A 2,382-nucleotide genomic window follows, 5' to 3' on the forward strand; every position below is an offset into this window, starting at 1 on the left:
ATTCAATATTTTTTACTTAATTTGTAAAAAAATGAACGTATATGCCTTCTCAAATGTAGTAGGTATATAATAAAAAACACAATATGAATAACGGAACAGTAAAATTCTTTAATGACTCGAAAGGGTTCGGTTTTATTAAAGAAGCAAATTCAGATCAAGAGTACTTCGTACACGTATCTGGACTAGTTGATGATGTCAGAGAAAATGACGAGGTAACTTTCGACCTGCAAGAAGGAAGAAAAGGACTAAACGCGGTTAACGTTAAGCGTGCTTAGTTTCGCTATATAAGTTATCAATAAAAAAGCCTTACGTGAAGTAAGGCTTTTTTATTTGTCTACGAAAGTAGGTCCTGTTTTCACTTCGAATTTAAAATTACAACAAGATGAACAGAAGATATTTAGTTGATACTACAACACGCGAGTACCTGTGTGTGGCATTACAAAAAGGCCAGGTATGGGAGCCTACCAACCAGGATTCGTTATCCGGATTCATGGATACCCGTACAAATAAAAAGGAAGATGATTTCGAGTTACTAACAGGTGAGTACAACGATAACGCTTTTTTTGAAAAGTGGATTCGTAACAGCACCAACTTCCTGTTCAGGTACTAGCCTGACAGAACAAATGAATTTCAGCAATACTGCACTAATTATAAAAAATAGCAATGGGTAGATCTCAAGAAACATTCAGTAAGAAAGAAAAAGAAAAGAAAAGGCTCAAGAAAAGACAAGACAAAGAGCAAAAGAAAGAAGAGCGTCAAGCTAATTCTGACAAAGGGAAAGGTATCGAAGAAATGTTAGCCTATGTAGATGAAAATGGCAACATCACCTCTACTCCTCCAGACCCAACCAAGAAAAAAGCTGTTATCAAGCAGGAAGACATCCAGATAAGTGTTTCCAAGCAAGCAGATATAGATCCGGCTGATAGCATCAGAAAAGGAACTATCACTTTTTTCAATGATTCTAAAGGATATGGTTTTATCAAAGACCATGAGACGCAGGAAAGCATATTTGTTCACCAGAACGAAATGATAGATAAGGTAGGCGAAAATGCCAAAGTTACCTTTGAAGTTGAAATGGGTCAAAAAGGCCTTAATGCTGTAAGGGTTAAAGCCGCCGTTTAAGCGCCCCCTTCTTGTGGTGCCCGTTATAGGTGCCATCCCAAACTTGATTATACCGGGACTCTCCCCTGCTTATGTTTTACAGGCATCGGAGACCTGTCCATATATCGCTAAGCTATTCTTGCTGTGCATAGCTTTAAAATATAAGAACATAGCGGTTTGTAGTGCATAAACCGTGTGTGCACCCGTCAAGAGTAGCTACAGCTTGTAATCACCATAAAAGTAGTCTACCGCAAGGGCTGGTAACGCGTACTTAAATAGTATGCCACAAGCCCTCCGGACACAGACAGTAAAAGAGCCCATTATCTTTGAAAGGTAATGGGCTCTTTTAATTTTGATGAGCTGGTACTATAGCACTTAGGCCGGTTGTTGGTCAAGCGCTTTTATCTCCGCTTTATAAGCAGGTGGAAGTATCAGGTTTTTGAGCAGCCATTCCAGCTTTAGCCGGCGGCTAAATTTATAGGCAGGAACTACAGGGGCAAGAAATGATAATTTGCCTAAGCCCAGCAAACCCGACACAGTTTCGGGTACCACCAGCTTTTGTGCCTCTAGCAGCAGTTTATACCTAACCCAGCCCAAGTGCTTTTCATACTGCTTATAAAGGTCTTGCGTCAGGTCGCTCTTCTGAAGATTCTGCGCCAGGTGCTGTTCCCGCATAACAAGCCACTCCTGCAGAGTAGAGGGCAAGCCATTAATACCCATTCTGCTACCTACCCTGTAGAAAACATCAAAAACCTCTGCCTGCTCCACCTCTGTTAATTTTCTTTCCAGAAGTTCAAAAGACCGTATCGAATAATCTATCAGCATAAACAGCACATCGCGATAGGCACTATCAGGTATAGCCATACCACGTGCCGACTCTACACCGGCATGTATGGCAGCCATCTTATCTATTGCGGTGTGCGCATCATCGCTAGCTGAAAAAACAATTTTTCTGGCATAGGCTACCGTAGAAAAAAGTCTCGCTAAAGGATCGGCAGGAAGTCGGCCAGTAAAGTATAGCCAGTCTACTGCTTTGTTCAATGCAAACTCAGCTGAGGCGCCAGCGAAAATAAAAAGAATCGTATCGCTCTTGCCCCATATTTCCCTCACCACAGACGCTTGATTTACAAAATAAGTCATGGTTTAGAAACACTTTCTATACTTAAAACGTGCGAATGAGGAATAAAAGGCGTTGGCAAAGTGGGCCGCAGTAGAAAAATAAAGACATATTTAAATGCTGTAGTTACCACTGCTTTACAAGCACATAGAGAAACAAACAAT

The 2,382-nt window shown here is 40.9% G+C and carries 4 protein-coding genes; 3 read left to right on the forward strand and 1 reads right to left on the reverse strand.

Translation table 11 applies throughout. The annotated features are described in order from the left end of the window. Positions 1 to 83 precede the first annotated feature (83 nt). From ACFQ2O_RS21245 to ACFQ2O_RS21255, 3 genes are all read left to right on the forward strand, one after another. Positions 84 to 275 (forward strand): cold-shock protein, encoded by a 192-nt coding sequence (locus ACFQ2O_RS21245; RefSeq protein WP_377532830.1) that lies wholly within the window; start codon positions 84 to 86, stop codon positions 273 to 275. A 107-nt stretch (positions 276 to 382) separates the two neighbouring features. Further along, positions 383 to 610, forward strand: coding sequence for a hypothetical protein (locus ACFQ2O_RS21250; protein WP_377532832.1), 228 nt, complete (start codon positions 383 to 385; stop codon positions 608 to 610). A gap of 53 nt (positions 611 to 663) precedes the next feature. Further along, positions 664 to 1,122: a cold shock domain-containing protein gene (locus tag ACFQ2O_RS21255; protein WP_377532834.1), complete on the forward strand. Its 459-nt coding sequence runs from the start codon at positions 664 to 666 to the stop codon at positions 1,120 to 1,122. A gap of 354 nt (positions 1,123 to 1,476) precedes the next feature. Here ACFQ2O_RS21255 and ACFQ2O_RS21260 read toward each other — a convergent pair whose 3' ends face one another. Then, positions 1,477 to 2,241 carry an oxygenase MpaB family protein gene (locus ACFQ2O_RS21260; protein ID WP_377532836.1) on the reverse strand — a complete coding sequence of 255 codons (765 nt, stop codon included), beginning with the start codon at positions 2,239 to 2,241 and terminating at the stop codon, positions 1,477 to 1,479. Positions 2,242 to 2,382 lie beyond the last annotated feature (141 nt).

Origin of the sequence: Pontibacter rugosus (assembly GCF_042678745.1) — a bacterium.
Lineage (GTDB): Bacteria > Bacteroidota > Bacteroidia > Cytophagales > Hymenobacteraceae > Pontibacter > Pontibacter rugosus.